The sequence below is a fragment of the Vibrio sp. V39_P1S14PM300 genome, from assembly GCF_009904765.1.
GTDB classification, from domain to species: domain Bacteria; phylum Pseudomonadota; class Gammaproteobacteria; order Enterobacterales; family Vibrionaceae; genus Vibrio; species Vibrio proteolyticus.
In genome coordinates this window covers 1-26,640 of record NZ_WXWP01000406.1, presented here as the reverse complement: position 1 = coordinate 26,640, position 26,640 = coordinate 1, and the positions used below count along the sequence as shown (strand labels likewise).

Annotated in this window: 24 protein-coding genes; 18 read left to right on the top strand and 6 right to left on the bottom strand. The window is 50.0% G+C overall.

Annotated features, from left to right (window positions below):
* Nucleotides 1-64 precede the first annotated feature (64 nt).
* Complete coding sequence (adhE, locus tag CAG65_RS21370) at nucleotides 65-2,767, top strand: bifunctional acetaldehyde-CoA/alcohol dehydrogenase (protein ID WP_021704301.1); 2,703 nt, start codon at nucleotides 65-67, stop codon at nucleotides 2,765-2,767.
* Between the two features lie 87 nt (nucleotides 2,768-2,854).
* Here adhE and CAG65_RS21365 read toward each other — a convergent pair whose 3' ends face one another.
* From CAG65_RS21365 to rne, 3 genes are all read right to left on the bottom strand, one after another.
* Entirely contained in the window at nucleotides 2,855-3,730 is an 876-nt protein-coding gene (locus tag CAG65_RS21365; protein ID WP_161454909.1) for a DMT family transporter, read from the bottom strand.
* Between the two features lie 111 nt (nucleotides 3,731-3,841).
* A complete protein-coding gene (locus CAG65_RS21360; protein WP_161448432.1) occupies nucleotides 3,842-5,401 on the bottom strand; it encodes a SulP family inorganic anion transporter in 1,560 nt (519 codons plus the stop codon).
* Between the two features lie 226 nt (nucleotides 5,402-5,627).
* Entirely contained in the window at nucleotides 5,628-8,678 is a 3,051-nt protein-coding gene (rne, locus tag CAG65_RS21355) for a ribonuclease E (protein ID WP_161454908.1), read from the bottom strand.
* A 602-nt stretch (nucleotides 8,679-9,280) separates the two neighbouring features.
* Here rne and rluC point away from each other — a divergent pair.
* Nucleotides 9,281-10,228: a 23S rRNA pseudouridine(955/2504/2580) synthase RluC gene (rluC, locus tag CAG65_RS21350; RefSeq protein ID WP_161454907.1), complete on the top strand. Its 948-nt coding sequence runs from the start codon at nucleotides 9,281-9,283 to the stop codon at nucleotides 10,226-10,228.
* Nucleotides 10,229-10,271: 43 nt separating this feature from the next.
* Here rluC and CAG65_RS21345 read toward each other — a convergent pair whose 3' ends face one another.
* Nucleotides 10,272-10,862, bottom strand: coding sequence for a Maf family protein (locus tag CAG65_RS21345; RefSeq protein WP_161448428.1), 591 nt, complete (start codon nucleotides 10,860-10,862; stop codon nucleotides 10,272-10,274).
* Nucleotides 10,863-11,010: 148 nt separating this feature from the next.
* Here CAG65_RS21345 and yceD point away from each other — a divergent pair, with 148 nt between their 5' ends.
* The 16 genes from yceD to CAG65_RS21265 all read left to right on the top strand — a co-directional run bounded on the left by yceD (nucleotide 11,011) and on the right by CAG65_RS21265 (nucleotide 24,648).
* A complete protein-coding gene (gene yceD, locus CAG65_RS21340) occupies nucleotides 11,011-11,535 on the top strand; it encodes a 23S rRNA accumulation protein YceD (protein ID WP_021704295.1) in 525 nt (174 codons plus the stop codon).
* A 32-nt stretch (nucleotides 11,536-11,567) separates the two neighbouring features.
* Nucleotides 11,568-11,738 carry a 50S ribosomal protein L32 gene (gene rpmF / locus CAG65_RS21335; RefSeq protein ID WP_014232495.1) on the top strand — a complete coding sequence of 57 codons (171 nt, stop codon included), beginning with the start codon at nucleotides 11,568-11,570 and terminating at the stop codon, nucleotides 11,736-11,738.
* A gap of 9 nt (nucleotides 11,739-11,747) precedes the next feature.
* The gene (gene plsX, locus CAG65_RS21330; protein ID WP_021704294.1) at nucleotides 11,748-12,773 is read left to right on the top strand and encodes a phosphate acyltransferase PlsX; all 1,026 of its coding nucleotides are present in this window, start codon (nucleotides 11,748-11,750) and stop codon (nucleotides 12,771-12,773) included.
* Between the two features lie 5 nt (nucleotides 12,774-12,778).
* Entirely contained in the window at nucleotides 12,779-13,729 is a 951-nt protein-coding gene (locus tag CAG65_RS21325) for a beta-ketoacyl-ACP synthase III (protein WP_161454906.1), read from the top strand.
* A gap of 78 nt (nucleotides 13,730-13,807) precedes the next feature.
* Nucleotides 13,808-14,731: an ACP S-malonyltransferase gene (gene fabD / locus CAG65_RS21320; protein WP_161448424.1), complete on the top strand. Its 924-nt coding sequence runs from the start codon at nucleotides 13,808-13,810 to the stop codon at nucleotides 14,729-14,731.
* Between the two features lie 28 nt (nucleotides 14,732-14,759).
* Complete coding sequence (fabG, locus tag CAG65_RS21315; protein ID WP_040902298.1) at nucleotides 14,760-15,494, top strand: 3-oxoacyl-ACP reductase FabG; 735 nt, start codon at nucleotides 14,760-14,762, stop codon at nucleotides 15,492-15,494.
* 223 nt (nucleotides 15,495-15,717) lie between these two features.
* Entirely contained in the window at nucleotides 15,718-15,954 is a 237-nt protein-coding gene (gene acpP / locus CAG65_RS21310; protein WP_021704290.1) for an acyl carrier protein, read from the top strand.
* Nucleotides 15,955-16,045: 91 nt separating this feature from the next.
* Nucleotides 16,046-17,287 (top strand): beta-ketoacyl-ACP synthase II, encoded by a 1,242-nt coding sequence (fabF, locus tag CAG65_RS21305; RefSeq protein ID WP_021704289.1) that lies wholly within the window; start codon nucleotides 16,046-16,048, stop codon nucleotides 17,285-17,287.
* Nucleotides 17,288-17,363: 76 nt separating this feature from the next.
* Nucleotides 17,364-18,170, top strand: coding sequence for an aminodeoxychorismate lyase (gene pabC / locus CAG65_RS21300; RefSeq protein ID WP_161454905.1), 807 nt, complete (start codon nucleotides 17,364-17,366; stop codon nucleotides 18,168-18,170).
* Nucleotides 18,164-19,177, top strand: a complete 1,014-nt coding sequence (mltG, locus tag CAG65_RS21295; RefSeq protein WP_161448420.1) for an endolytic transglycosylase MltG — start codon at nucleotides 18,164-18,166, stop codon at nucleotides 19,175-19,177. Before pabC ends, mltG begins: the two co-directional genes overlap by 7 nt.
* Nucleotides 19,177-19,809: a dTMP kinase gene (gene tmk / locus CAG65_RS21290; protein WP_161448418.1), complete on the top strand. Its 633-nt coding sequence runs from the start codon at nucleotides 19,177-19,179 to the stop codon at nucleotides 19,807-19,809. Before mltG ends, tmk begins: the two co-directional genes overlap by 1 nt.
* Before the next feature lie 8 nt (nucleotides 19,810-19,817).
* Nucleotides 19,818-20,777, top strand: coding sequence for a DNA polymerase III subunit delta' (holB, locus tag CAG65_RS21285; RefSeq protein ID WP_443098415.1), 960 nt, complete (start codon nucleotides 19,818-19,820; stop codon nucleotides 20,775-20,777).
* Complete coding sequence (locus CAG65_RS21280) at nucleotides 20,768-21,535, top strand: TatD family hydrolase (RefSeq protein WP_161454904.1); 768 nt, start codon at nucleotides 20,768-20,770, stop codon at nucleotides 21,533-21,535. The genes holB and CAG65_RS21280 overlap by 10 nt, the downstream gene beginning before the upstream one ends.
* Nucleotides 21,536-21,981: 446 nt before the next feature.
* Nucleotides 21,982-23,598 (top strand): PTS transporter subunit EIIC, encoded by a 1,617-nt coding sequence (locus CAG65_RS21275; RefSeq protein WP_021704283.1) that lies wholly within the window; start codon nucleotides 21,982-21,984, stop codon nucleotides 23,596-23,598.
* Nucleotides 23,598-24,053, top strand: coding sequence for an RDD family protein (locus CAG65_RS21270; protein WP_021704282.1), 456 nt, complete (start codon nucleotides 23,598-23,600; stop codon nucleotides 24,051-24,053). Before CAG65_RS21275 ends, CAG65_RS21270 begins: the two co-directional genes overlap by 1 nt.
* A 178-nt stretch (nucleotides 24,054-24,231) precedes the next feature.
* Nucleotides 24,232-24,648: a hypothetical protein gene (locus tag CAG65_RS21265; RefSeq protein WP_021704281.1), complete on the top strand. Its 417-nt coding sequence runs from the start codon at nucleotides 24,232-24,234 to the stop codon at nucleotides 24,646-24,648.
* A 55-nt stretch (nucleotides 24,649-24,703) separates the two neighbouring features.
* Here the strand turns inward: CAG65_RS21265 and CAG65_RS21260 are convergent, their stop codons facing one another.
* Both CAG65_RS21260 and CAG65_RS21255 read right to left on the bottom strand, forming a co-directional pair.
* Nucleotides 24,704-24,799, bottom strand: coding sequence for a MetS family NSS transporter small subunit (locus tag CAG65_RS21260; RefSeq protein WP_156008662.1), 96 nt, complete (start codon nucleotides 24,797-24,799; stop codon nucleotides 24,704-24,706).
* Nucleotides 24,799-26,262, bottom strand: a complete 1,464-nt coding sequence (locus CAG65_RS21255) for a sodium-dependent transporter (protein WP_021704280.1) — start codon at nucleotides 26,260-26,262, stop codon at nucleotides 24,799-24,801. The genes CAG65_RS21260 and CAG65_RS21255 overlap by 1 nt, the downstream gene beginning before the upstream one ends.
* Nucleotides 26,263-26,640: the final 378 nt, after the last annotated feature.

The window sequence follows — 26,640 nt, the reverse complement described above, 5'->3', positions numbered from 1 at the left end:
ATTCTTTTACAACAGCGGCCTTACTAAAAAGTTTTTAATATTTGTTAATTTTAGGAGATTCACTATGCCTGTTACTAATCTGGCTGAACTTGATGCTCTGGTTGCCCGCGTGAAAAAAGCGCAAGAAGAATTTGCGACTTACTCTCAGGAGCAAGTAGACAAAATCTTCCGTGCTGCGTCTCTGGCCGCGAACCAGGCTCGTATTCCTTTAGCGCAGCAAGCGGTTGAAGAATCTGGCATGGGTATTGTTGAAGATAAAGTGATTAAGAACCACTTTGCCTCTGAGTTTATCTACAACAAATACAAAGATGAAAAGACCTGTGGTGTTCTGGAAGAAGACGATAACCTGGGTACCATGACTATCGCAGAGCCGGTTGGCATCATCTGCGGTATCGTACCAACCACTAACCCAACATCAACTGCGATCTTCAAATCTCTGATCTCTCTGAAGACTCGTAACGGCATCATCTTCTCGCCACACCCTCGTGCAAAGAATTCAACCAATGATGCAGCAAAACTGGTTCTGGACGCCGCTGTGGCTGCCGGTGCACCAAAAGACATCATCGGCTGGATCGACCAGCCATCTGTAGAGCTGTCTAACGCTCTGATGAAACATGAAGGTATCGCGCTGATCCTGGCAACCGGTGGTCCTGGCATGGTGAAAGCAGCATACTCTTCAGGTAAGCCAGCGATCGGTGTCGGTGCGGGTAACGTGCCTGTCGTGATTGACGAAACTGCGGACATCAAACGAGCGGTTGCGTCTATTCTGATGTCTAAAACGTTCGACAACGGCGTAGTGTGTGCTTCTGAACAAGCCGCTATTGTGGTTGACGCGGTTTACGATGAAGTGAAGGCGCGTTTTGCTTCTCACAAAGCCTACGTACTGAGCAAAGCAGAAGCAGAAAAAGTACGTAAAGTTCTGCTGATTGACGGCGCGCTGAACGCGAAGATCGTAGGTCAGCCAGCAGCGAAAATCGCAGATATGGCGGGTGTTAACGTGCCTGCAGACACGAAAGTACTGGTCGGTGAAGGTCTGGGGAAAGTGTCGTACGATGATGAATTTGCACACGAAAAACTGTCTCCGACTCTGGGTCTGTTCCGTGCTGACGATTTTGAAGATGCGGTAGCACAAGCGGTGACCATGGTTGAAATCGGCGGTATCGGTCACACCTCTGGTCTTTACACCAATCAGGACGTCAACGCAGACCGTATCCGTTACTTTGGTGACAAACTGAAAACGGCACGTATTCTGATCAACATCCCAACCACTCACGGTGGTATCGGTGACCTGTACAACTTCAACGTTGCGCCGTCTCTGACTCTGGGTTGTGGCTCTTGGGGTGGTAACTCTATCTCTGAGAACGTAGGTCCTAAGCACCTGATCAACAAGAAAACTGTAGCGAAACGAGCTGAAAACATGTTGTGGCACAAACTACCTAAGTCAATCTACTTCCGTCGTGGCAGCCTGCCAATCGCACTGAGCGACCTGGAAGGCAAAAAACGCGCGTTCCTGGTCACTGACCGTTTCCTATTCAACAACGGTTATGCAGACGATGTAGTACAACTGCTGAAAGCTCAGGGTATGGAAGTGCAAACTTTCTTCGACGTAGAAGCGGATCCAACGCTGTCTGTGGTTAAGAAAGGCGCTGAAGCGATGAGCAGCTTCCAGCCAGATGTGATTCTGGCACTGGGTGGTGGTTCACCAATGGACGCAGCGAAAATCATGTGGGTGATGTACGAACACCCAGAGACCCACTTCGAAGAACTGGCGATGCGCTTTATGGACATCCGTAAACGTATCTACAAGTTCCCTAAAATGGGTCAGAAAGCGGAGCTGGTATGTATTACAACCACTTCCGGTACCGGTTCAGAAGTAACGCCGTTTGCCGTAGTAACTGACGACAAAACTGGTGCGAAATACCCACTGGCGGACTACGAACTGACTCCGAACATGGCTATCGTTGACGCTAACCTGGTGATGAACATGCCTAAGTCGCTGACTGCCTTCGGTGGTTACGATGCGGTTACTCACGCTCTGGAAGCTTACGTGTCGGTTCTGGCGAACGAATACTCAGATGGTCAGGCACTGCAAGCTCTGAAGATGCTTAAAGAGTACCTGCCATCAAGTTACGCGAACGGTGCTAACGACCCAATCGCACGTGAGAAAGTGCACAATGCTGCGACCATTGCTGGTATCGCATTTGCCAACGCGTTCCTAGGTGTGTGCCACTCCATGGCGCACAAAATCGGCGCTGAGTTCCACCTGCCTCACGGTTTGGCCAACGCGTTGCTGATCTCTAACGTGGTTCGTTACAACGCCAACGACAACCCAACTAAGCAAACTGCGTTCTCGCAATATGACCGCCCACAAGCCCGTCGTCGTTACGCGGAAGTGGCTGACCATCTGGGTCTGAGCCAGGCGGGTGACCGCACTGCGCAGAAGATTGAGCGTCTGCTGGCGTGGTTGGATGAACTGAAAGTGGATCTGGATATTCCAATGTCAATTCAGGCGGCGGGTGTTGCGGAGTCTGACTTCCTGGCGAAACTGGATGAGCTGGCGGTTGAAGCGTTTGATGACCAATGTACCGGTGCAAACCCACGCTACCCACTGATCAGTGAGCTGAAAGATGTACTGACAGCGTCTTACTACGGTAAAGCGTTCGTTGAAGGAGACACTTTCGAAGGCACCACAGTTATCAAGAAAAAAGCGGATCAGGAAGCAGCGAAAGCCGCTCCTAAAGCGAAGAAAGCCAAAGCGAACGCGTAATTGGCTGCCTGAGATGGGTTTTCGCTAGAGCGAATCATCTCAGTACATCGGGAAAAGTTCAGCCCCGGCCGATTGGCCGGGGCTTTTTTATACCCACATGACCAGAATCGCCGCCAAGGCGATCAGGAGCAGTCCCAGCCCATCTCGAATTCGTACGCGCTGACGCAGCCAGAAAATAGAGATCAACATGGTAAAGAACACCTCGACCTGACCCAGAGTTTTTACATACGGCACGGCCTGTAACGACATCGCGCTGAACCAGCCAATAGAACCAATGCAACTGCAGGCGCTGGTGAGTAGCGTGAGACGCGGTTTTGACCACAATACTTTGAGCGTCGGCGGGTCGGTCATCAATAAATATACGAGTAACACAAACGTTTGCAGTGAAATCACCAGCAATAGCACCCAAGCGGCGCTGTGTGGAAAAGACAGCCCTAATGCCAGGCTGGCTTCTCGAACCCACAGAGACGTCAATGCAAACGCACTGCCACAGCCAAGTCCAATCAGTACCGTCGACAGCGATATGTGGCGATAGTGACCTTGAGAACTCATCAAAAAGACGCCAACGCCGCCGATCAGCACGCCAAGCCAGCCCAGCGTGGTCAGTTGGGTACCGAAAAACAGCATGCCGAGAATCGCCGCAACCAGGGCTTCACTTTTGGCCAGCCCCGCACCGACTGCATAGTTGTTGAACTTGAATAGTGTGACCATCAGCGCGGTAGCAATAATTTGCATCAGCGCGGCGCCAAGAATAAAGCCGCTAAAACGCAGATTGAACTCCGGCCATGCTGTCGGGTCGATCTGATACAGAACCAGCAGATACAGTGCGGCAATAGGGCCAGCCCAGAGAAAGCGTGCCAGAGTGACACCTGTGGTTTTAACGTCAGAAGAGAGGCGACTTTGAAAGGCATTGCGCCACGACTGCATAAAAGCAGCCAGCAGCGTAAACAAAATCCATGTCATGATTATCTATCCGCAGTGAGCAATAAGTCACCATGCTATGAAAGAGTCGCCTAATCAGCAAGTTAAATAAAAAAGCCTCCGATGTGGAGGCTTTTAACGTGGTGGTGAGGGTTAACCGGCCAATATGTCGGTGGCGACTTTATAGCTCGGATCCTCTTTGACGTTAATTTCGACCAGACTGCCTGCTTTGTGCAGCAGCGCACGGCAATCCTGACTCAGATGGCGCAGGTGCAGCGTTTTACCTACAGCAGCGTAACGCTCTGCAACGGTTTCGATCGCTTCAATCGCTGAGTGGTCGGTAACGCGAGAGTTGGCAAAGTCGACAATCACATCCTGTGGATCATTTTGCGCGTCAAACAGCTCCAGGAAGTTGGCGGCTGAACCGAAAAAGATCGGGCCGTTGATGTGGTACTCTTTAGAGCCTTCGTCGTTGATGCGACTGCTGGCGTAGATGTGTTTGGCATGTTCCCAGGCAAACATCAGCGCCGAGGCGATCACCCCGACCGCGACCGCGACGGCCAGATCAGTCATGACCGTCACGACGGTCACCAGCACGATAACAAAGAAGTCCTGTTTTGGTACGCGGCGTGCCAGTTTGAAGGTTGCCCATTCAAACGTACCGATGACAACCATGAACATCACCCCAACCAGTGCCGCCAGCGGGATCATTTCGATCAATGACGATGCGAACAGGATAAACACCAGCAACATAACGGCGGCAACAATGCCTGACAGGCGGCCACGACCGCCAGAGTTCACGTTGATCATCGATTGGCCAATCATGGCACAACCACCCATAGCACCAAACATTGAACAGGTGACGTTTGCCAGACCCTGACCAACGCATTCGCGATTGGACTGACCACGGGTGTTGGTCATTTCGTCCAGTACGGTCAGAGTAAGCAGCGATTCAATCAGACCAATGGCGGCGAGTATCACGGCGTACGGCAGAATAATTTGCAGCGTTTCCAGTGTCATCGGTACACTCGGCAACGCAAACGTTGGTAGTGTGCCAGCCAGTGTAGCGGCCGCATCGCCAGACATGGTACGTAGGAAGTCAACCACGGTGCGAGTCTCCAGTCCCAGACCTTGCACCAGCAACGTCACAGACACGATGGCCACCAGTGATGAAGGTACCGCTGTAGTCAGTTTTGGCAAGAAATGGATGATTGCCATAGTGAGTGCAACCAAGCCGAGCATCAGCATCATTTGGTCGCCTGGCAACCAGGTCAGAGCGCCGCTCAGATCCGGAGCTTTAAATTGACCGAGTTGCGCCAGGAAAATCACGATTGCCAGCCCGTTCACGAACCCTATCATTACCGGATGGGGAACCATGCGAATGAATTTGCCGAGTTTGAACAGACCTGCGGTGATCTGCAAGGCACCAGCCAACAGAATGGCGGCAAACAAATACTGGACGCCATGTGTGGCCACCAAGCTGACCATGACCACGGCCATCGCTCCGGTCGCGCCGGAGATCATGCCTGGACGACCACCGAAAACAGAGGTAACCAGGCCGACAATAAAGGCTGCGTACAGACCAACCATCGGGTCAACGCCCGCAACAAAGGCGAACGCGACAGCTTCTGGCACCAGTGCCAGCGCGACAGTCAGGCCCGACAAAACGTCATTTTTGACAGAGTGCTTGGAAAATTGTGGGAATTCGAACATGTTTGCTCAGTTCTTTGCTCATATTGGTGAATGTTGACCGTGAAGGGCTTCCTGCCGCTGAGCAAAAGTGAACACTTAAAAGAGCAGCTGGCCAGAGCCGGGCACGGTGAGTCGGGGAATGCTACCGAAAACTGTGATTGAGTTCAATAAATAACCGGAGAACCGGCGCTTTGTTTGGCCCGATTGAATGAAAAAGCCCGCTGTGTAGCGGGCTTTGAGGAGGTGATTACACCTGAGGCTTGGTCATTACGGCACCAGCCTGGTTGCGAGCCGCCTGACTGCCGGCCCCCCGAGACTGATAACGCTCGCTGCGCAGTGGCGCAGCGACAATGTCGATGGCGCGCAATTCACTGGTACCTGGCGCTTTAGCCATTGGTGACGCGGCGTGCCCTTTAACCAGAGCCGTCGCTGCTTTCTTGGCGACAGGTTCGTTGACGATAGGTTTTGCCGTCACAACAGGAGCCTTATCAGCACTCGCTTCTGGTTCTACAGCCGCCACCTTCGGTGCTGTGGCCGTGTCTGTTTCTACAACAACGTCAGCCGGAGCTTCATTTGGTACGGCTGACGCAGTGTCCACAATCGGGGCTTCAACGACCGGTGCAGCTTGCGGCGCCACGTCGGCTTCGACGCTGGCTGTAACTGGCGCTTCGACTACTGGGGCGAACTCTTCCACTCGGCGGACGATCACTTTACCCATCGCCATTTCTGGGCAGGCAACGCCACCCAATGCCGGTGTTGTGATTGACTCAGCTTTTGGCGTCGCTTTCTCATCGCGTTTTGGTTTTTGCACCAGATCGTAGCGTGGCATCACTTTACCCATAGCCATCTCTGGAGAGGCAACCCCACCTTTGCGCAGGCGGAATGGGTTAGGGCGACGGTCACGACCACGACGACGACGTTGGCCACTGGCACGCAGATGACGTGGAGAACGACGGTTGCGACGTTGCTTACCTTCACCTTCTTCAGCCGCAGTTTCCGTGGTCGTTTGTTCGGCCACTTCAGCCACTGCTTGTGCTTGAACCTGTTTCACTTCTTCAGCCGTTTCCGCCTGCTCTTGCTGGTCTTTAACGCGTACCTGCTTGGTCAGTTTACGACGCTGACGACGCTCTTTGACCTTGGCTGCCTTTTCTTCCGCACGCTCAGAACGAGGATCTTTTTTCTCGGCTTGCGCATCCGCTGCCAACTTCTGACCTTGTTCCGCCAGTTTGTTTGGTTTGGCTTCATCGCGATCACGCTGTTTACGGCGATCCTGTTTCGGTTTACGCGTGTCTTTCTTGCGTTCCTGAACCGGTTTCGCTTCGACGATGTTGTCCTGCTCTTCACGTTTTGGCTTGCGTTTGTTCTTATCGCGGTTGTCACGATTGTCACGGTTACCATCACGGCTATCGCGATTGTCTCGGTTGTCTCGGTTGTCGCGGTTATTACGACGACGCTGATCGCTGCGGTTACGACGCTGACGATTGTTGCGGTTGTCTTTCTTCTCTTCTTGTTTCTCTTCCGGTTTTTCTTCTGGTTGTGAAGAACCGAACAGGAAACTACCCAGTGCTTTAAACAGACGACTGATCACACCTGGCTGCTGTGTCTCTTCCGGCTTCGCTTTCGCTTTTGGTTGAGGTTTCTTCTCGGCAACTGGTGCTGGTTTCGGCGCGGGTGTTGGCGTGGATTGCGTTGGCGCAGCAAACCCTTTCAGTACTGGTTCTTCAATACGTTTTGGTTTTGCTGCTGTGTTGCCAGTTTCTTTCGACTCCGCCTCTCTTAGGGCATCCATGCTCTTAGGAATCAGGTAAGACAGCAGATCCTGCTCTTCACCTTCACGAATTCGAACCACTTCAAAATGAGGCGTTTCCATATCGGAATTCGGCACTACAGTGATTTTTACTTCCTGAGCACGTTCAATATGGTTAACTGAACGGCGTTTTTCGTTGAGCAGGTAAGAGGCGATCGGCACTGGTACCACAGCCAGAACCTGAGACGTGTTGTCTTTCAGCGCTTCTTCTTCGATTTCACGCAACACAGACAGTGCCAGAGATTCATTGTCTCGCACCACACCAGTACCGCTACAACGCGGACAAATGTGATGACTGGCTTCTGCCAGTGAAGGGCTCAGGCGTTGGCGTGACATCTCTAACAGACCAAAGCGTGAGATTCGACCGATCTGTACTCGGGCTCGATCCAGACGAACGGCATCACGCAGGCGGTTTTCGACTTCGCGCTGGTGGCGGACAGGGGTCATATCGATAAAGTCGATCACCACCAGGCCGCCCAGGTCGCGCAGACGCAATTGACGAGCAATTTCATCCGCAGCTTCTAGGTTGGTATTCAGCGCTGTTTCTTCGATATCACCGCCTTTAGTGGCACGCGCGGAGTTGATATCAATCGATGTCAGTGCTTCGGTTGGGTCGATAACGATAGAACCACCGGATGGCAGACGTACTTCGCGTTGAAACGCTGATTCGATTTGACTTTCGATCTGGTAATGACTGAATAGTGGTACTTCACCAGGGTACTTCTTAACTCGATTTTCAAAATCAGGGCGAACGCGTTTGATGTGCTCTTTCGCACGTTCAAAAACGGTATTGCTGTCGATCAGGATTTCACCGATATCGCGACGTAAATAGTCACGAATCGCCCGGAACAGAACATCAGTTTCCTGGTGAATCAGAACCGGTGCCGGATGACCGTCGGCTACGCCTTTGACTGCTTGCCAGTAATCAAGCAATACATTCAAGTCCCACCCGAGCTCTTCGGCACTTTTGCCAACCCCGGCAGTACGGACGATAAGGCCCATACCCTGAGGGACTTCAAGCGTGCTGAGGGCTGCTTTCAGTTCGGTGCGCTCATCACCTTCGATGCGGCGAGAAATCCCACCAGCACGAGGGTTGTTTGGCATCAGAACCAGATAACTGCCCGCCAGAGAAATAAAAGTGGTCAGCGCAGCACCTTTGCTGCCGCGTTCCTCTTTTTCTACCTGAACGATCACTTCCTGACCTTCTGTCAGCACTTCTTTTATGCTTGGACGGCCTTGGTAGGTATAACCTTCGGGGAAGTATTCGCGGGCAATTTCTTTAAGTGGGAGGAATCCGTGTCGCTCTGCACCGTAGTCAACAAAAGCTGCTTCCAGGCTTGGTTCGATGCGGGTGATACGTCCTTTGTAGATATTCGCTTTTTTCGATTCGTGACCCGGACTTTCGATATCTAAATCGAACAGTCGCTGGCCATCGACCAAAGCGACACGCAACTCTTCTTTCTGAGTTCCGTTAATTAACATTCTTTTCATTGTGAATCTCGTTATGTCTTTCTTCGTTTTGATTTTTTTCTTGCCGCTGAAGTCGTTCTCATGGTGCCGGATCCCATGGCTTTATCGGTGCAGCCTCCCGGCTGGAGGGATGCTCTCGGGCACGTCAGTCATCACAAGCTTCAAAATGCGAGCCTGTGATCCGCAGTGGCGGTAAATACTCAGCATGAATGACGATGAGTAGGGCAGCAAGATGAGCTCAACGTGATGGTGTCTTACGCCATATGCAGCACCTCATCATCGAGCTATCTACTCAATTACTTAGTAAAAGTGTACGATTAATGTACAAAATACAACCGGAACACTTTTCACAGCTGTGAACTATAGCAGCGCGTGGTGAACACAGCAATCTGCTTTGTTATAAACAGGCGAAAAAAAACGACTTTTTCTCCTCAGGCTAACGTTTAACTTGCTGTTTAATTGGGTATTTATCACCACAAAACGATATTTCGTAACCGTTTGCTGCTTTGTTATCCACAGTCCAGCAATGACCGTGTTGTTCGTCATAAAAGCGCCCGCTAAACCGCAATTTTTATTTCATAGAAAATGTGAAATTGAGCATCTTTGAGTGATACAATAGCGAAATGAGCGAAATCAGAACAAAAGTCCAGTTGGTCGATATTGACGACGACATGGCGGGTCAGCGCATCGATAACTTTCTGCGCAACCAATTAAAAAACTTACCGAAAAGCATGATTTATCGCATCGTGCGTAAGGGTGAAGTGCGGGTGAACAAAAAACGTATCAAGGCTGAATATAAGCTGAAAGCCGGGGATGTGGTACGAATTCCACCTGTCACTTTAGAAGCGGCTCAGGAAGACAATCTGCCGAGCACCAAACTCAACTTGGTGGCAGAGCTTGAGCAGCACGTGATTTATGAAGATGAACACATGCTGATCCTGAATAAACCATCGGGTACTGCGGTACATGGTGGCAGCGGACTCAAGTTCGGTGCGATTGAAGCCCTGAGGGCCCTGCGTCCGGACGCGCGTTTTTTGGAGCTGGTCCACCGTATTGACCGCGACACCTCAGGCATTTTGCTGGTGGCCAAAAAGCGCTCCGCGTTGCGCCATCTTCAGGCACAGTTTCGTGAGAAAACCGTGCAGAAGTATTATTTTGCACTGGTAATGGGGCAGTGGAAGAAAAGTTGCAAAGTGGTGAATGCCCCGCTGCTGAAAAACGACGTTAACAGTATTGTCCGGGTGAACCCGAATGGAAAGCCTTCAGAGACGCGATTTAAGATTCTCGAGCAGTTCGCGCAAGCCACGTTAGTACTGGCGAGCCCGATCACCGGACGAACGCACCAGATCCGGGTGCACAGCCAATATACCGGGCATCCAATTGCCTGGGATGATCGCTATGGCGATCGCCGTTTTGATGCGTATACCGGTCAGTTCGGTCTGGATCGCTTGTTCCTGCATGCGGCCAATATCCGTTTTGTTCATCCGAAAACCGAACAAGCAATGGAGATTAACGCACCAATGGAGCCAAAACTTGAAAAAGTGCTGGCTGGGCTGCGTAACAGCAAATAACAACCAAGCGGCAGGTGTGTGCTGCCGCTTTTGATGCCACTTGTTATCCTTCGCCCAACACCGGAACGTGTTGCCGTTCCAGCATGTCGATCAGGGTGATCAGCGGCAATCCGATTAGCGTGTTCGGATCGCGTCCTTCGAGCCGGTCAAACAACGCAATCCCCAAACCTTCACTTTTAAAGCTACCTGCGCAGTTCAGTGGCATTTCTTTGTCTACATAAGCTTCAATTTGCTGTTGAGTCAGTGAACGGAAATGAACATGAAACGGTTCCACTGCGACTTCGGTGTTCCCACTATGCGTGTTGTGCAATGCCAGCCCGGTATAGAAAGTGATCGTCTTGCCACTCTGGCGGGTTAATTGAGCGATCGCCTTCTCGCGGGTATGAGGTTTGCCGACGATCTGACCGTCAATCACACACACCTGATCTGAGCCGATCACTAAACTGGGGCGCGATAGGCGGCAAGAGCGAGCTTTGGCTTCGGCAAGACGAGCCACCAGTGCCTGAGGTGCTTCATTTACCAATGGTGTTTCATCGCAATCGGGTGACGCGGTGATGAAAGGCAAATCCAGTTTAGTCAGAATTTGCTGACGATAAGGGGAGGTCGAGGCTAAAACAAGTTGGTATTTCGGCATTTTACTTTACAATTCCGACAGGGTTTGATGCTTGATTGATAAAGAATACTTGTGTTGAATCCAGTTCTCTATTGAAAGGTAAAAAAAGTACAACTTTTTCCCCTTTTTCTTTGACTAAACACGTTTTGGAAGATAATATTCGCGCCCTATGCAAAAGGTAAAAATACCGCGAACGGTTGATCCGGCGAAAGCGGCTCAGAAAAGATTGGACTACAATGGCATCATTCAGGCTAGTCTTTTCAAGCGCTTAGAGGAATCGGTCGAAGGCGTTAAACGCGACGCTCAAGTGTCATTGTCATTCGGGTTGGATGAACAGCGACTCGTTGTTATCTCTGGTAAAGCTAACATCGAAGTCGATTTAGAGTGTCAACGCTGTAACGAGGTTTTCGCACATGAGTGCGAAGTTCAATTCACTTATACGCCTTACTATAGTGCGAAAAGTGAAGAGGATGCACCGGAAGAGTACGATTTGGTAGATCTGAACGAGTACGGTGAAGTCGACCTTATACAGTTAGTTGAAGACGAGTTCATTCTAAGTTTACCCCAGGTTGCAATGCACGAAGAAGCGGACTGTAGCGTTGATTCAGACAACTTGGTGTTTGGTGAACTTCCAGAAGAAGTTGTGGAAGAAAAGCCGAATCCATTCGATGTTTTAAAAAACTTAAAGAAGTAACGCTTTAAGAAATTAACATAGGAGTAGGGTCCATGGCCGTACAAAAAAACCGTAAGACACGTTCTAAGCGTGGCATGCGTCGTTCACACGATGCGCTAACTACAGCTGCACTATCTGTAGACGCGACTTCAGGTGAAACTCACCTACGTCACAACGTGACTGCTGAAGGTTACTACCGTGGCAAAAAGGTTATCAACAAGTAAGGTTGACCTTTGCAAAATATAACCGTTGCACTTGATGCAATGGGCGGGGATTTCGGTCCCCGCGTCACAGTGCCTGCCGCCGTGCAGGCACTGTCGCATTTCCCAGAGCTAAAAGTGATCCTCACAGGTGATCGGAACTCGATCACATCTCAATTATCTCACCTAGGTTACGACGGCGATGCTCGAATCAGCATTGTGCACAGTGACCGAGTGATTGCGAATTCAGACAAACCTTCTTTAGCGTTACGTAACAGTCACGGTACCTCGATGGGCTCGGCGATCGATCTGGTGGCTGACGGGCAGGCAGCGGCCTGCGTCAGTGCCGGCAATACCGGCGCGTTGATGGCGTTATCCCGTTTTCGTCTCAAGCTCCTGCCGGGGATTGAACGACCTGCGCTGGTGTCAGCATTGCCGACGGCCGCGGGCAACAAAACCTGGATGCTCGATCTTGGCGCCAATGTGTCCAGTGACGCGGATTCGTTGTTTCAGTTTGCGGTGATGGGTAGTGCTCTGGCAGAGCAATACCTCCAGCGTCCTCCCCGGGTAGCGATTCTTAATATTGGTGCCGAAGAAATCAAAGGCAACGACTTGGTTAAGCGCTGCTCCGAAATGTTGTCGCAAACGCAGTCGGTCAATTTTATTGGCTATATTGAAGGTAACCAACTGCTTAGCGATGTTGCGGATGTGATCGTATGTGACGGTTTTATCGGCAATATCTGCCTGAAAACGTGTGAAGGCACTGCTCAGCTTTTTATAGAAAAGTTAAAAGCCAGCATGATGGCCTCTTCTATAAAGGGCTGGATCGCAAGAAAATTGTTTTCCGGGCTATTTACTGAACTAAAAACATTGAACCCCGACCAGTATAACGGCGCAAGTTTGCTAGGATTGCGCGGCATTGTCATTAAAAGTCACGGAAGTGCTGATGTATCCGCTGTCGTCAACGCAATTGGCGAAGCAGTACACGAGGTCAAACGACAAGTACCCAGCCGTATTAGCGATCGTTTGGAAGCGGTTTTACTCGAGAGGCATTATTAGTCTTCATGTATAGCAAAATTTTAGGTACTGGCAGCTACCTGCCATCTCAGGTGCGTACCAACGCTGATCTAGAGAAAATGGTAGATACTAGCGATGAGTGGATCGTCACACGTACTGGTATCAAAGAGCGCAGAATCGCAGCCGAAAACGAAACGGTCGCAGACATGGCTTACTACGCAGCCGAAAATGCGATTGATATGGCCGGTATCGATAAAGAGGCAATTGACCTGATTATCGTTGCCACCACCAGTGGCAGCCATACGTTCCCATCGTCAGCGTGTCAGGTTCAGGCCAAACTGGGCATCAAAGGCTGCCCGGCATTTGATCTGGCCGCAGCGTGTTCTGGTTTTATCTATGCTCTGTCAGTGGCGGATCAGCACATCAAATCGGGTATGTGCAAGAATGTTTTGGTGATTGGTTCCGATGCGCTATCAAAAACCTGTGATCCTACCGATCGTTCAACTATCATTCTGTTTGGTGATGGTGCCGGAGCGGTTGTCGTGGGCGCGAGCGAAGAACCGGGAATTTTGTCGACGCACGTGTATGCTGATGGCCGATTCGGTGAATTGCTGAGTCTGGAAGTGCCAGAGCGTGGTCAAGATGCCGACAAGTGGCTGCACATGGCCGGCAACGAAGTCTTTAAAGTGGCGGTCACTCAGTTATCAAAATTGGTGAAAGACACTCTGGATGCCAATGGGATGCACAAAACCGAACTTGACTGGTTGGTGCCCCATCAAGCGAACTACCGCATTATTTCCGCCACCGCGAAGAAGTTGGCTATGTCGATGGAGCAGGTGGTGGTCACTTTGGACCGCCACGGTAATACGTCTGCAGCGACCGTACCAACGGCACTGGACGAAGCTGTCCGGGACGGCCGGATTCAGCGTGGTCAGACTCTGCTGCTGGAAGCGTTCGGCGGTGGTTTTACCTGGGGTTCTGCACTGGTTAAGTTCTAACCCCTTAAAAGAATTCAAAAATTTAAGATGCACATCGGTGCATCTTATTCTTTCTTACTTTGCTTTAAGGACAATAACATGAGCAAGTTTGCTATCGTATTTCCGGGCCAGGGCTCACAAGCTGTCGGTATGCTTGCCGAGCTAGGCGAACAATATGACGTAGTAAAACAAACATTTGCAGAAGCATCTGAAGCACTGGGTTACGACCTCTGGGCGCTTGTTCAAAATGGACCTGCAGAAGATCTCAACCAGACTTTCCGCACTCAGCCGGCCTTGCTTGCTTCATCGGTGGCGATTTGGCGTGTATGGCAAGAGCTTGAACTTGGCCAACCGGCCAACCTGGCTGGTCATAGCCTGGGTGAGTACTCTGCGTTGGTATGTGCTGGTGTGATTGACTTTAAACAAGCCATCAAACTGGTTGAACTGCGTGGTCAACTGATGCAAGAAGCCGTGCCAGCTGGTACCGGGGCAATGTATGCCATCATCGGCCTGGACGATGAAACCATCGCAAAAGCGTGTGAGGAAGCGGCACAAGGTGAAGTAGTTTCACCAGTGAACTTCAACTCGCCAGGTCAGGTTGTGATCGCGGGCAGCAAAGATGCAGTTGAACGTGCCGGCGTACTGTGCAAAGAAGCGGGCGCCAAACGCGCGCTACCTCTGCCGGTTTCAGTGCCTTCTCACTGTGCATTGATGAAGCCCGCAGCCGAGAAATTGGCGGTGGCTTTGGAAGCGATCGAATTTAACGCCCCTCAATTGCCAGTGATTAATAACGTTGACGTTGTTGCCGAAACGGATCCGGCGAAAATCAAAGATGCGCTGGTGCGCCAGTTATACAGCCCAGTCCGCTGGACAGAGAGTGTGCAGCTGATGAGTGAACAGGGCGTAGAGAAATTACTTGAAGTTGGTCCGGGCAAAGTACTGACTGGTCTGACGAAACGTATCGTGAAGACACTCAGCGGCGCGGCAGTGAATGATATTGCCTCATTAGAAGCCGCTAAGTAATTTACAGATCATAGGAAAAACGAACATGATGAATCTAGAAGGCAAAATTGCTCTGGTGACTGGCGCAAGCCGTGGTATCGGTCGTGCTATTGCAGAATTGCTGGTTGAGCGCGGTGCGACCGTTATCGGTACAGCAACGTCTGACAATGGTGCGGCTGCGATCAGTGAATACCTGGGGGCAAACGGCAAAGGTTTTGCTCTGAACGTGACTGATGTTGAATCGATTGAATCGGTACTGAAAAGCATCAATGATGAGTTTGGTGGCATCGACATTCTGATCAACAATGCCGGTATCACACGTGATAACTTGCTAATGCGGATGAAAGATGATGAATGGACCGACATCATGGACACGAACCTGACGTCTATTTTCCGTCTGTCTAAAGCCGTCCTGCGCGGTATGATGAAAAAACGCAATGGCCGCATCATCAACGTGGGCTCAGTCGTGGGCACCATGGGTAACGCTGGTCAAACAAACTACGCAGCAGCAAAAGCGGGCGTAATTGGCTTTACGAAGTCAATGGCACGTGAAGTTGCATCGCGTGGTGTGACAGTGAACACAGTTGCACCAGGTTTCATAGAAACTGACATGACAAAAGCGCTGAATGACGAGCAACGTGCTGCTACACTAGCACAAGTACCAGCAGGTCGTTTGGGTGACCCGCGTGAGATTGCTTCAGCAGTGGCATTCCTTGCCTCTCCAGAAGCGGCTTACATTACGGGCGAAACCCTGCACGTTAACGGCGGTATGTACATGGTTTAATCCTCGAACTCGCAACTTTTGGCTGGTTAAATGGTCAAAAAACTGTAAAGTTCGATATAGGCATGCGCAAGATTTGTGCATGATTTAAGTCAAAAATGTACTGAATTTCGGTTAAATTCGCTAAATTTGTGGTTTGACCAGCAAGGACCCCCTTGCAACTTTCAATAGTTCGAATAAACTACGGAATCATCGCATTAGGCGACATCTGTAAAGGAAAAGAAAAATGAGCAACATCGAAGAACGCGTAAAGAAAATCATTGTTGAACAGCTGGGCGTAGACGAAGCAGAAGTTAAAAACGAAGCTTCTTTCGTTGACGATCTGGGTGCAGATTCTCTAGACACCGTAGAGCTGGTTATGGCTCTGGAAGAGGAATTCGACACTGAAATTCCTGACGAAGAAGCTGAGAAGATCACTACTGTTCAAGCTGCTATCGACTACGTAACTAGCAACGCTCAGTAATCTCTCTCCCAGGCGGCCCTCTGGCCGCCTGTGTTTTTTAATCACTTCTATACCTCTCATAGAACCATTTTCATTTCCGGAGAAGAATATCGTGTCCAAGCGTCGTGTTGTTGTCACAGGCATGGGTATGTTGTCACCGGTAGGCAACACTGTAGAATCATCTTGGAAAGCCCTGCTGGCAGGTCAGAGTGGCATCGTAAATATCGACCACTTTGATGCAACCAATTTCTCAACTCGTTTCGCAGGTCTGGTTAAAGACTTTAACTGCGAAGAGTACATGTCCAAAAAAGATGCCCGTAAAATGGATCTGTTTATTCAGTATGGCATCGCCGCTGGTATACAGGCTCTTGACGATTCAGGTTTACAAGTTACCGAAGAAAACGCAGCTCGCGTAGGTGTTGCGATTGGTTCTGGTATCGGTGGACTGGACCTGATCGAAACCGGTCACTCTGCATTGGTAGAAAAAGGCCCACGTAAAGTTAGCCCATTCTTTGTTCCTTCGACCATCGTAAACATGGTGGCGGGTAACCTTTCTATCATGCGTGGTCTGCGCGGTCCGAACATCGCGATCTCAACTGCCTGTACGACTGGTCTACATAACATTGGTCATGCGGCACGCATGATTGCTTACGGTGATGCCGATGCCATGGTCGCTGGCGGCGCAGAAAAAGCGTCAACTCCGCTGGGTATGGCAGGTTTTGGTGCTGCGAAAGCGCTGTCGACCCGTAATGATGAGCCGCAAAAAGCATCTCGTCCTTGGGATAAAGACCGTGATGGTTTTGTTCTGGGTGACGGCGCAGGCATGATGGTACTGGAAGAGTACGAACATGCCAAAGCGCGCGGTGCAAAAATCTACGCTGAACTGGTTGGTTTTGGTATGTCAGGTGATGCTTACCACATGACATCGCCAAGCGAAGACGGTTCGGGTGGTGCACTGGCTATGGAAGCAGCGATGCGTGATGCGGGTGTGAACGGTGAGCAGATCGGTTATGTGAACGCTCACGGTACGTCTACTCCAGCAGGCGATGTGGCTGAAATCAAAGGCATTAAGCGTGCACTGGGTGAAGCCGGTTCAAAACAGGTTAAAGTGTCTTCAACCAAGTCTATGACGGGCCACTTGCTGGGTGCTGCAGGATCTGTTGAAGCGATCATCACGGTATTGTCGCTGGTTGAGCAAATCGTTCCTCCGACCATCAACCTGGACAATCCAGAAGACGGTCTGGACATCGATTTAGTACCACACACCGCGAAAGAAGTGCAAATGGAGTACGCGATCTGTAACTCATTTGGCTTTGGTGGTACCAACGGTTCTTTGATCTTTAAAAAGATTTAACAGAATCGTACCGCACACTTGTGTTAAAACGGCTTGATGCTTAGCATTAAGCCGTTTGTTTTTATGGGGTACCAAAATGTTCTGGGTAAACGGAAGACCGAGTAACGTCATTGCTATCACCGACCGTTCTTTTCAGTACGGTGACGGTTGTTTCACCACCATGCTGACCGTGGGGGGGGAAATCCAACATTGGTCACTGCACATTGAGCGTATGGAAGCTTGCCTCAACTTGCTGGATATTCCGCTGCCGGACTGGGAGCAGGTGCACATTTGGTTGCAAGAAGCCGCATTGAACGATGAACGGGCTGGACTGAAGCTGCATGTGACTCGGGGAAGTGGCGGACGTGGGTATAGCCCGGCAGGCATGACATCACCCAATGTGACCATTAGCCATTTCTCTTACCCCTTACACTATGCGGCATTTACCGATACCGGCGTGCAGCTTGGGGTGTGTGACCGCCGCTTGGGGGTCAACCCAATGCTGGCCGGGCACAAGCACAACAACCGGCTTGAGCAGATACTGTTGAAAGCAGAAATGGATCAGGCCGGCTACCAGGACGGCGTCGCGCTGGACATCAACGGCCATGTTGTGGAAACCACCATGGCAAATCTGTTTTGGGTGAAGGGGAACACTCTTTATACTCCCTCGTTAGACTTTGTGGGAGTGTCTGGGGTTGTTCGTCGTTTGGTGATTGAGAAGACGCCGTCGTTGCAGCTAAACGTGGTGATGGGAGAGTTTGACCTAGAGCACCTTGAACAGGCACAGGAAGTGTTTATGACCAACTCGATCCTCGGCGTCGCGCCCGTCACGCAGATCGGGCATCATTATTATTCCATCGGCGCGATTACACGACGTTTTCAGGAGAGTCTTAACTCGTGCTAAAGAAGATCACTGTATTGCTGGCGATATTGGCTGTTCTGGCCGCCGGTACTGTATTTTTTGTGTTTAAACAAGTGGACCAGTTTCTCAACCAGCCACTGAATATCGAATCCAATCAATTGATTACGGTTCATTCTGGCAGCCGTTTGGATACGGTATTGGCCAGCATGAGCAACAAAGGCTGGATAAAAAGTCATCCAGTCTCTCGTCTGGTACGGCATCTTCAGCCGGAGTTGACGCACGTGAAAGCCGGTACCTTCGAACTGCAAACCGGTGATACGTTAAAACAGGCGTTGGAGGCGCTGATCAACGGCCGGGAATATCAGTTTTCGATTACTTTTGTCGAAGGCAGTCGTTTTTCAGAGTGGCGCAGTGCGTTGGCCAGTGCACCTCAGCTTAATCATCAGACTGGCGAACTGAGTGAAGCCCAGATTGCTGAAAAGCTGGGTATCGAACAAAGTAGGCTGGAAGGTTTATTCCTGGCGGAAACTTATCACTATACCGCGGGTACCAGTGATCTGGACATTTTGCGCCGCGCGCACGTCAAACTGGAAAAAGTTTTGGATAGCGCCTGGAAAGCACGTCAGGACAAATTGCCTCTGAACTCGCCTTATGAAGCATTGATTCTGGCGTCAATTATTGAGAAAGAGACGGCGGTTGCCTCCGAACGAGAGCGGGTGGCCGCTGTATTTGTGAATCGCCTCAATAAGCGGATGCGTCTGCAAACGGATCCCACCGTTATCTACGGAATGGGTGAGAAGTATGACGGCAATATTCGTAAAAAAGATCTCCGCACGCCAACACCTTACAATACCTATGTGATCTTCGGATTGCCGCCGACACCGATTGCGATGCCGGGGAAAGCATCGATTCAGGCGGCACTTAATCCGGAAGACAGTCACTATCTCTATTTTGTGGCCAGCGGGAACGGTGGGCATGTATTTTCCAAAACTCTCAACGAGCACAACCGTGCTGTTCGGGCGTATTTGAAGCAATTAAGAAGTAAATAATGACAGAGCCAAAATTTATCGTTATTGAAGGGTTGGAAGGTGCCGGAAAAAGCACCGCCATCCAGTCAGTTATCGACACCTTGCATCAGGCAGGTATCGCGCAGATCACTCAAACTCGCGAACCGGGTGGTACACGTCTGGCCGAGAAAATGCGAGCGCTGATCAAAGAAGAGCATCAAGGTGAAGTCTTACAGGACATGACCGAGTTGCTGTTGCTGTATGCGGCTCGTGTTCAACTGGTCGAAAATGTGATTAAACCCGCACTAGACGCAGGTCAGTGGGTAGTTGGCGATCGTCACGACATGTCTTCCCAGGCGTATCAGGGCGGTGGACGTCAGATTTCACCAGAGTTGATGCTGTCATTGAAGCAGACCACATTGGGGGACTTCAAACCGGATTTTACTTTGTATCTCGATTTGGACCCGCGAGTGGGGTTAGAGCGGGCGCGTGGTCGCGGAGAGCTTGACCGGATAGAGAAAATGGACATCGGCTTTTTTGATCGCACACGCGCACGCTACCTGGAACTGGCCCGGGCAGATGACAGTGTGGTCATTATTAATGCTGAACAAAGTATTGAGCAGGTGGCGGAGGATATCCGTCAAGCCTTGCTGAAATGGTTGGGTGAACAGTAATGAGCGAAATGCGTTACCCTTGGCTCGAGCCGATGTGGCAAACGTGGAAAGCCAACCTGACATCAGGCCGGCTGAGTAACGCGGGGCTGTTGGTGGCTCCGCCTGGGCTGGGTGCTGAGGCGTTGACAGAGCACTTTAGCAAAGCGCTGATGTGTTCCAATTTTGAGGCGGAGCCGTGCGGGTTTTGCCACAGTTGCCAGTTGATGGCGTCTGAAAGCCATCCGGATTATCACCGGATCCAGCCTGAGCAGCCCGGTAAAAATATCACCGTGGATCAGATCCGTCAGTGCAATCGCTTTGCTCAGGAATCATCTCAGTTGTCCGGCTACCGTTTGATTGTGGTAGAACCGGCTGACGCGATGAACGAAGCAGCGGCCAATGCGTTACTTAAAACACTGGAATCCCCAGCAAGACAATGTGTGTTTCTACTGGTTGCCGCGAAGTCGAACCGTTTGTTACCGACGATTGTCAGCCGCTGCCAACAGTGGCACCTTACTGCACCCTCTGCGGAGCAGGTCAGTGATTGGTTAAAACACAACCTGAATCAGCCGGTACCGGAATACGTGGCGTATATCAATGATAACGCGCCTTTGGCTACTCAGGCATTTGTCGAACAGGGCTGGGTTGAGGCCTACCAGGAGGTTGAGCGGCATTTTTGTCAGGCACTTGGTACTCCGGGATTCGATGTGTTTGCCTTGGCTAAGTTGCTAGCAGAGGCGCCGTTGATTCGTTTGCGCTGGGTGTGGTTTTTACTTGTAGATGCCCAAAAGCGTCACTTTGGCCTGACGGAGTCGCATGCGACGCCAGGCAGTGAGGTGCTGGCACAGCAGGTCGGTTATAATGTGTTGTATCAGCATACGCAATCGCTGAGTCAGTTGCTGGAACAACTGGACACGCACTCGGGCCTGAATGCTGAGCTGTTGATTATGAATTGGTTAATTAAATTGAATGAGGACGCATGTTCGTAGATTCGCATTGTCATCTCGACAAACTGGATTACCAGGAACTGCATAACAATGTCGCTGATGTGCTGGCGAAAGCACAGCAAGCTAATGTAAAAGAGTTTCTTTCGGTGGGGGTGACTTTGGACTCCTTCCCGGCCATGCTCAAGATGATAGAAACGTATGACTATGTTCACGCTTCTTGTGGTGTCCATCCATTGGATGTCGAAAGTCAGTTTTCGCTTGAACGGTTACAGGAGTACGCGCGTCATCCTAAAGTGGTGGCGATTGGGGAAACCGGGCTGGATTACCATTATCAGCCAGAGACTGCCGAGTTACAGAAAATCCGGTTTCAACAGCAGGTTGATCTGGCCGTTGAACTGAATAAGCCTTTGATTATTCATACCCGCAATGCGCGTGAAGATACATTGCGTATTTTGCGTGAGGGCGGGGCTAAGCGTTGTGGTGGCGTGATTCACTGTTTTACTGAAGACTTGGCGTTTGCACAGGCTGCGATAGAGCTGGGGTTCTATATCTCTATTTCCGGTATCGTAACGTTCCGTCAGGCGACAGAGCTGAAAGAGGTGGTCAAACAATTGCCTCTGGAACGTTTACTGATTGAAACGGATTCGCCGTATCTTGCTCCCGTACCACATCGGGGCAAGCAGAACCAGCCCGCTTATGTTGTGGAAGTTGCTGCATATATTGCCCAATTAAAAGGCGTATCATTGAACGAAGTCGGTGAAAAAACCACCCAGAACTTTAAAAACCTTTTTTTGCGATAGAAAAAAATAAAGTGATAAAAAAGGCGCTTCGGCGTCTTTTTTTGTAGTTGGGCTCACTGAATTGGTTAACTTTTGGCTTGTTTACTAAAAATGTTGAAGCTGAGAGGTGAGATAGCTCAAAATGTAATTTTGTTACATAAAATAACAATGCGATCGATTTTATTTACCCACTAAAATTAATAGTCTTGTTAATAAAGTTCTTATTAATCATCAATTTATATTATCTGAAAACCATTGCAGAGGCAAAAAGGGACTGTGATCTGTCTATTACTTTGAAACTTATTTCCGTAACTGGCTAGAAAGTTTGAGGACCATCAAGATATATTTAGAGCCGGAAAATATAATGCAATACGTGGTTACATTTTCATTGGGTGCTAACATTTAGGCTACGGGGGTGTGCCGTTAGAACCCAACAATTCTAATAACTTAATCAGGAGCATAAACGTATGAAAGGTTTCTTTAGTAAACTTTCACAAGCCATTATGTTACCCATAGCACTGCTGCCTGCGGCGGGTATCATGCTGGGTATCGGCGGTAGTTTTACCAACCCGACTATGATTGAAGCGTACAACATCGGTGTGCTTCAAGACGGAAGCTTGTTAAACAGCTTCCTACAAGTAATGACAGCCGCTGGTGGTATCGTATTTGCGAACTTGCCAGTCATGTTTGCTTTGGCGATTGCCGTCGGTTTCGCACGTGCTGAAAAAGGCGCAGCGGCACTGGCAGCGCTGATCTCTTACCTGGTAATGAACGTTGCAATCGCGAAAACGCTGGTTGTTGCGCACATGATCAACCTGGATACTAACACTGTGGTACTGATGGGCAGCGAATACCCTGGCGTACTGGCTGACATTCTGGGTATCTCAAACACACTGAGTATGGGTGTATTTGGTGGTTTGATCGCTGGTGCCATTACTGTTGTTCTGCACAACAAATACCACGATGCGAAACTGCCTGATTACCTGGGCTTCTTCGGTGGCGCACGCTTTGTGCCAATCATCAGTGCGTTTGCTGCTCTGTTCTACGGTATCGTTCTGACCTTTATCTGGCCATTCTTCGGTGCGGCATTCGGTGCTATCGGTGCAGCGCTGGGTGAGATGACAACTGCTGGTCACGGTTACATTGCCTCGCTGATCTTCGGTATCATTGAACGTTCGCTGATCCCTGTTGGCCTGCACCACGTGTTCTACCTGCCATTGTGGCAGACAGAGATCGGTGGTACAGCTGAAATCGCAGGCGAACTGATCAAAGGTACGCAGAACATCTTCTTTACCTCTCTGGCAAATGGCGACTTCTCACAATTTACGTCAACTAACTTCATGACTGGCAAGTTCCCGTTCATGATGTTCGGTCTGCCTGCAGCGGCTTACGCGATGTACACACTGGCGGATGATGAAAACAAGAAAGCGGCAGGTGGTCTGTTGTTCTCTGTTGCTCTGACTGCATTCCTAACTGGTATCACAGAGCCAATCGAATTTACCTTCCTGTTCCTGTCACCTGCACTGTACTACGCGATTCACGTACCTCTGGCTGGTCTGTCGTTCATGCTGATGGATATCCTGAACGTGAAAGTGGGTATGACGTTCAGTGGTGGTTTCATTGACTTTACGTTGTTCGGTATGCTTCCAGGCCTGACGGGCGTTGACAACAACTGGTTCTACATTCCTCTGGTTGGTATCGCGTACGCATTCATTTACTTCTTTGTGTTCCGTTGGTACATCCTGAAGTTTGATGTGAAAACACCTGGCCGTAAAGGCAGCGCTGTTGCGGTAGTATCGAAGAAAGACTACCACGCTTCAAAAGGCGGTGCGGGCGATAACGAAAAAGCGAAACTGATGATCGAAGCTCTGGGCGGTGCTGATAACATCGTTGATGTTGATGCGTGTATCACTCGTCTGCGTATCTCTGTTAAAGATGCTAACCAAGTGAAAGATAACGATTACTGGACTCAAGAGCTGGGAGCTCGTGGTCTGGTGAAAGTGGGCGACACTGGTATTCAGGCAATCTACGGCGCTGAAGCTGCAGGTTACAAAGCTCAAATCAACTCGCTACTTGGCAAGTAATGAGTATTGGTGACAAATTCAGACGAACCGGCGCTTTTATCATCGACCTGATGATCGCCAAGATGTTCACTCAGGTTGTGATGTCGGTTCTGATGTTGTTGGTTTCCGGGCTTTTCAGTGAACAAACCTCCGGCCTGTCGTTGAACGATGACATTGCACTGCCGATTTTGTTGCTGATGGTGTTGGGAATGCTGCTGGTCTTTATCGCGATATACCTTGGTTACTGCGCTATCTGTTACAACCTGATAGGCAAGTCGCTGGGTAAGTATCTGCTGAGAGTGGATAGCGGTCAGGCGACACAACAAAAGGATTTGTCTGCTTATTTGTCCCGTGAGAAAGAAAAGATCGTTCTTTTCTGCGCAACACTCGGGATGTATGCAGCGTACGCCGGTCTTCAGTTGTATGTTTATGATGCCGAGCCCTTGCATGAAACCCGAGCGCTTAAAAGAGCGTGATATTGTCAAAGCCCGCTGCCTCAGCGGGCTTTTTGTTATTGTCTATCCAGATCCCGTCCACAGTAAAATTGACCTGCTACTCATTATTCTGCCCAGGCTCTTACGTTTGTTTGACACGTCTTGCTAGTGAGATAGCTATAAATAGTGACGATTTATCACTACAGAAGGGCTTCTTCGTATGAAAAAAGCATGTTTACTCGCTGTGGCTCTGTGCCCGCTTTCGGCCATGGCTGCCGGAACTGCGCAGACGCCGGATAAGCTGTCTTTAGGTTTAGCTATGGACAAAGGATTGAGCGCCGTGGCAGAACTGGGGAACCAGTATCGTTTTACCGTCGGTAATGAGGGCGGGGCGTTTGATTACATTCTGACTCGTGGCAGCTTCGATGCGAATGTACCTTTTACCTGGTATGTTGGTGTCGGTGGTTACGTTGACTGGGACGATAACGATGACTTCGGGGCGCGTGTGCCACTTGGCCTGAACTGGCAGGTGAGTAAAGGCTGGGATGTGTATGGTCAGATCCACCCTGAATTAAACTTATACTCAGGACCAGAACTGCAGCTGGGCGGGGCCGTTGGTGTGAAATACACGTTCTGATCGCCACTCATAAAAAATGCCGGCATTTGCCGGCATTTTCTTTGTGTGGAGTTATTTATTGCTTGTCCATCGCTCGTTTAATGCAGATAAACGCGCCGCCCCAGGTGATACCAAGGCCAAGAACCATCATGATAATTGCACCAGTCGTCATTATTGTGCCTCCTTGCGGCTTGAAATGTTAATCACCAGACCGACAACCAACAGGACGGCAATCATAACCCAACCTAGAGTCAGGTCGTAACCACCATAACCTTCTGTCAGTAGGGTTTGCAATTTGGTGGCCAGAATGATCGCCAGCATGACCGGAGTAATGAAACGCAGACAAATATCGAACCAGCCAGTGATGGCAAAATCAGAGATTTGATTAACATACTCCCGCACTTCGCTCACTTTATTCATGATCCAAGCCATCAGAGCAATTTCAACGAATCCACCAACCATGATGCCGACGTTGTTGGCAAAGTGGTCAACCAGGTCGAGCAGCAACAGACCGCCGTTAGTGGCGAAGGCCATCGAAATAACCACCCCAACACCGACGACCACTGAGGCGGCTTTTTTACGGCTCCAGTTCAATTTGTCGATGATCGCCGAGGTCACGGCTTCCATGATTGAAATATGTGAACTTAAACCCGCAACAACCAAGGCCAGGAAGAACAGTGGGCCGAGAATGTAGGGGGCGGGCAACAGGTTGATGGCGGCCGGCAGAGTTACAAATGCCAGGCCAACACCTGCGGAAACGACTTCAGTGAGCGGTTTACCTTGCTCTTGAGCCATGTATCCCAAAACCGAGAAGATCATAATACCGGCAAGGATAGAGAAGCCACAGTTGATCAGTACGGTCATGAACGCGTTGTTGGTAATATCCGACTTCTCAGGCAGGTAGCTTGAGTACGCCAACATGATTGCGAAACCGATACTCAGAGTAAAGAAGATTTGGCCGTAGGCCGCTGCCCATACTTTTACGTCCCAGATTTTACTGAAGTCAGGTTCGAACATATAGTTCACGCCATCCAGCGCCCCTGGAAGGAAAATCATGCGAGCAATCAGTACCAGAACCATCACAAACAGGATCGGCATCATGATCTTAGATGCTCGCTCAATACCCGATTTGACACCGCCGGCGATGGCTGCGTAAGTGATTCCCCAGGCAATCAACATCGCAATCGCGATCTTCCATTGAATACTGCCTAGATTGGTTGGTGAGTTGTCGCCCAGAGCGAGGTACTCACTGAAGAAGAAGGCGTTTGTGTCGGTGCCCCAGCTTTGGGTAAACGACATGCCAAAGTACGAAATCGCCCAGCCAATCACCGCTACGTAGTACACCGCGATCACTGCCGCGATCCCCACCTGGAACCAGCCAAGCCATTCAAATTTTGAGTTGATTCGTGCCAGTGTGGCAGGCGCCGACCCCCGGTACTTCTGACCCATGGAGAATTCCAGGATCATAAATGGGATACCTGCGGTAATCATGGCAAAAAGGTAAGGAATAAAAAATGCACCGCCACCATTCTCGTAGGCCATATACGGGAAACGCCAGATGTTCCCCAAACCAATTGCAGATCCCACTGCGGCCAGAATAAATCCAGCTCGGGATCCCCACTGTTCTCGCTTCATAGATAACTCCTTTAACTTCCTGAGAAATGAAGCTTTTCTTAGGTTTTCGCAGATATAAGGAAGTGAAAGGAAGGAAGACTGGCTTGCCGCATCCTGGTCGCTTTATCATCCATGATATCGCTTAAGGTTGGTTTATTGTTTTGTTTAACCTAAGAAAACTCAGAATATTGTTCTTAATTGTTCGATGTGTGTTTGCGGAGTCTGAAATATTCAGCTGCGCATGCTTTAAAGACTAGCGATTTAATCCAGTTAAAGCAATAGATTGTAAATGTTATTTATCAGTATTCATTTGGTATGATAGTTGTTAATTTGGATTGTATGTAATCAAATTTATCGAAAGAGTGTGATTGGTCAGCGGTTACTGCTGCTGGGTGAGGG

What these genes read in the sequence shown, in the direction of transcription:
- adhE (WP_021704301.1), top strand. Translation starts at nt 65, where the DNA reads ATGCCTGTTACTAATCTGGCTGAACTTGATGCTCTGGTTGCCCGCGTG.
- CAG65_RS21365 (WP_161454909.1), bottom strand. Translation starts at nt 3,730, where the DNA reads ATGACATGGATTTTGTTTACGCTGCTGGCTGCTTTTATGCAGTCGTGG.
- CAG65_RS21360 (WP_161448432.1), bottom strand. Translation starts at nt 5,401, where the DNA reads ATGTTCGAATTCCCACAATTTTCCAAGCACTCTGTCAAAAATGACGTT.
- rne (WP_161454908.1), bottom strand. Translation starts at nt 8,678, where the DNA reads ATGAAAAGAATGTTAATTAACGGAACTCAGAAAGAAGAGTTGCGTGTC.
- rluC (WP_161454907.1), top strand. Translation starts at nt 9,281, where the DNA reads ATGAGCGAAATCAGAACAAAAGTCCAGTTGGTCGATATTGACGACGAC.
- CAG65_RS21345 (WP_161448428.1), bottom strand. Translation starts at nt 10,862, where the DNA reads ATGCCGAAATACCAACTTGTTTTAGCCTCGACCTCCCCTTATCGTCAG.
- yceD (WP_021704295.1), top strand. Translation starts at nt 11,011, where the DNA reads ATGCAAAAGGTAAAAATACCGCGAACGGTTGATCCGGCGAAAGCGGCT.
- rpmF (WP_014232495.1), top strand. Translation starts at nt 11,568, where the DNA reads ATGGCCGTACAAAAAAACCGTAAGACACGTTCTAAGCGTGGCATGCGT.
- CAG65_RS21325 (WP_161454906.1), top strand. Translation starts at nt 12,779, where the DNA reads ATGTATAGCAAAATTTTAGGTACTGGCAGCTACCTGCCATCTCAGGTG.
- fabD (WP_161448424.1), top strand. Translation starts at nt 13,808, where the DNA reads ATGAGCAAGTTTGCTATCGTATTTCCGGGCCAGGGCTCACAAGCTGTC.
- fabG (WP_040902298.1), top strand. Translation starts at nt 14,760, where the DNA reads ATGAATCTAGAAGGCAAAATTGCTCTGGTGACTGGCGCAAGCCGTGGT.
- acpP (WP_021704290.1), top strand. Translation starts at nt 15,718, where the DNA reads ATGAGCAACATCGAAGAACGCGTAAAGAAAATCATTGTTGAACAGCTG.
- pabC (WP_161454905.1), top strand. Translation starts at nt 17,364, where the DNA reads ATGTTCTGGGTAAACGGAAGACCGAGTAACGTCATTGCTATCACCGAC.
- tmk (WP_161448418.1), top strand. Translation starts at nt 19,177, where the DNA reads ATGACAGAGCCAAAATTTATCGTTATTGAAGGGTTGGAAGGTGCCGGA.
- holB (WP_443098415.1), top strand. Translation starts at nt 19,818, where the DNA reads ATGCGTTACCCTTGGCTCGAGCCGATGTGGCAAACGTGGAAAGCCAAC.
- CAG65_RS21280 (WP_161454904.1), top strand. Translation starts at nt 20,768, where the DNA reads ATGTTCGTAGATTCGCATTGTCATCTCGACAAACTGGATTACCAGGAA.
- CAG65_RS21275 (WP_021704283.1), top strand. Translation starts at nt 21,982, where the DNA reads ATGAAAGGTTTCTTTAGTAAACTTTCACAAGCCATTATGTTACCCATA.
- CAG65_RS21270 (WP_021704282.1), top strand. Translation starts at nt 23,598, where the DNA reads ATGAGTATTGGTGACAAATTCAGACGAACCGGCGCTTTTATCATCGAC.
- CAG65_RS21265 (WP_021704281.1), top strand. Translation starts at nt 24,232, where the DNA reads ATGAAAAAAGCATGTTTACTCGCTGTGGCTCTGTGCCCGCTTTCGGCC.
- CAG65_RS21260 (WP_156008662.1), bottom strand. Translation starts at nt 24,799, where the DNA reads ATGACGACTGGTGCAATTATCATGATGGTTCTTGGCCTTGGTATCACC.
- CAG65_RS21255 (WP_021704280.1), bottom strand. Translation starts at nt 26,262, where the DNA reads ATGAAGCGAGAACAGTGGGGATCCCGAGCTGGATTTATTCTGGCCGCA.